Origin of the sequence: Chromobacterium piscinae, assembly GCF_021129175.1 — a bacterium.
Taxonomy (GTDB): Bacteria; Pseudomonadota; Gammaproteobacteria; order Burkholderiales; family Chromobacteriaceae; genus Chromobacterium; species Chromobacterium piscinae.
In genome coordinates this window covers 1-2,517 of sequence record NZ_JAJOHV010000165.1, presented here as the reverse complement: position 1 = coordinate 2,517, position 2,517 = coordinate 1, and the positions used below count along the sequence as shown (strand labels likewise).

Sequence of the window (2,517 nt, the reverse complement as noted above, 5' to 3'; positions counted from 1 at the left end):
CTGCCGCCCAGCGCCGCCCACAGCGCGGCGAAATCCTGGCCGGCGAACGCATCGTGGCCCAGCACGTTGACGTAGGCGCGCTGCCCGTCGCAGGCCGGCGGCAGGCTGCCGGTCACGCGCACGCGGCGGCCGTCGTTCTCGATGGAGACGAAGCGGCGCACATCGGCGCAGGCCTCATCCGGCCCCGGCTTCAGCGATGCGCTCAGCTCTACGCCCGCCAACGGCGGGTCCAGCGCGACGCGCGCGCCCTGGCCGTCGTTGAAGAAGGTCAGCCAGGCCACTTTCAGATTGGTCAGATGGGTGTCGGGGCCGACGACAAAGGCGCGGCCGGCGTCGCCGTCGAAATCGTCGGCGCCGCCGATATTGCCGAAGGCGCGCTTGTCCAGCAGCAGCTGCCCGTCCAGCTGGCGGATGCCGCGCAGCCTCAGGCTGTACAGCAGGCTCAGCAGATCGCCGTTGTCGAAGCGCGGGTCGCCGCCGCCCAGCCAGTACAAATCGCCCTTCAGCGCGTCGCCCTCCACCGGCGCGGCCGACAGCAGCGCGGTCTTCCAGCGGTAGTCCGGCCCCAGCCGGTTGAGTGCCGCCCAGCCGGTCAGCAGCTTCATGGTCGAGGCCGGGTTGACCGGCTCGTCGGCCCGGAGGCTGGCCAGCGGCTCGCCGCCCTCCACCGGGGCCGCCCACACGGCGATCTCGTCCGGCTTCAGGCCGTGAAGGTCCAGCGCCAACGCCGGCGCGCAGGCCAGCGCCAGCAGGGCCGGCCACTTCGCGATTGCCATATCGTTTCCTCTCATAATTCCTGCGGGTCCACGTCCAGCGACCAGCGCAGCGCGCGGCCGTGGGCCTTGGCCAGACCATCCAGCAGCGGCGGCAATTGATGAAGCAGCCGATGCAGCGCGCCGCGCTGCGGCGACTCCAGCACCAGCTGCGCGCGCTCGCGCTGGGCCAGCCGGGCCATCAGCGCCGGCGCCGGCCCGGAAATCAGCACGCCCTCGGCCAACGGCTCCAGCGCCTCGCGCGCCTGGCGCAGAAAGGCGGTGGCCTGGGCCAGCGCCGGGCTGTCGGCGCGCAGCAGCGCCTGGAAGGTGGACGGCGGGAAGCCGGCCTGGCGGCGCTCGTTCAGCAGCGTCGACGCATAGCCGTCGAAATCGTGCGCCGCCAGCGCCTGGTACAGCGGATGGTCGGGCCACTGCGTCTGCACCAGCACCTCGCCCGGCGCGTCGGCGCGCCCGGCGCGGCCGGCCACCTGCATCAGTTGGGCGAACAGGCGCTCGGACGCGCGGAAATCCGCCGAGTACAGCCCGCCGTCCGCGCCCAGCGCCGCCACCAGCGACAAGGTGCCGAAATCGTGCCCCTTGGCCAGCATCTGGGTGCCGACCAGGATGTCCACCTCGCCGCCATGCACCTTGCGGTAAACCTCGTCCCAGGCGTCCTTGCGGCTGGTGGTGTCGCGGTCTATCCGCAGCACCCTCGCCTCCGGCAGCATGCGCTGCAGCGCCGACTCCAGCCGCTGCGTGCCCTCGCCCAGCGGCTTGATGTCGGGATCGCCGCAGTCAGGGCAGGCGCGCGGCACCGGCTCTTCCCAGCCGCAGTGGTGGCAGCGCAGCTTGCGCTCCATCAGGTGCACCACCAGCTTGGCCGAGCAATGCGGGCAGCCGCTGGTCCAGCCGCAGGCGGTGCAGGCGACCACCGGCGCGAAGCCGCGCCGGTTGATGAACACCAGGCTCATCTCCTTGCGCGAGAGCCTGGCCTTCAGCGCCTCCAGCACCGCCTCGGACAAGCCTTCGACCAGCTTCTTGCGGCGGGTGTCCACCAGCCGCACGTCGGGCAGCCTGGCCGCGCCGTGGGCGCGCCGGTTCAACGCCAGCTTCTTGTAGCGGCCGGCCTCGACATTGGCCACCGTCTCCAGGCTGGGCGTGGCCGATCCCAGCAGGATGGCGATGCCGGCGCGGCGCGCGCGCCACACCGCCAGGTCGCGGGCGTGGTAACGCAGGCCGTCCTGCTGCTTGAACGAGCCGTCGTGCTCTTCGTCGACCACGATCAGGCCCAGCCGCGGCAGCGGCGTGAACACCGACAGCCGGGTGCCGATCACCACGTCGGCGTCGCCGTGCCAGGCGTCCAGCCAGCCGTGCATCCGCTCGCCGTCGGCCAGGTGGCTGTGCTGCACCACGATGCGGCTGCCGGGGAAGCGGTCGGCGAAGCGGTTGATCAGCTGCGGCGTCAGATTGATTTCCGGCACCAGCACCAGCGTCTGCCGCCGCGCCGTCAGCTGCTCGGCGATCAGGCGCAGATAGACCTCGGTCTTGCCGCTGCCGGTGACGCCGTGCAGCAGCCAGGGCTGGAAGCCCTCGCTCGCCGACAGCGCGTCCAGCGCCGCCTGCTGCTCGCCGTTCAGCGCCGGCGCGTCGCCCAGCCGCAGCGGCGGCGGCTCCAGCGTCGCGCGCTCGGCCTTGCCCTCGGCCAGCCAGTCGGCCAGCAGCTTGCCGGCCTGAGGCGTCACCGCCTTGGCGGCGGCCAGGT

The 2,517-nt window shown here is 72.4% G+C and carries 2 protein-coding genes; both read right to left on the bottom strand.

The window, feature by feature from the left end; genetic code table 11:
* The coding region (locus LQR33_RS23795) for a D-alanyl-D-alanine carboxypeptidase (RefSeq protein ID WP_231470708.1) at positions 1-776 on the bottom strand (776 nt) is incomplete at its 3' end.
* A gap of 11 nt (positions 777-787) precedes the next feature.
* On the bottom strand, positions 788-2,517 hold a 1,730-nt coding region (locus tag LQR33_RS23790; RefSeq protein WP_231470707.1), incomplete at its 5' end, for a primosomal protein N'.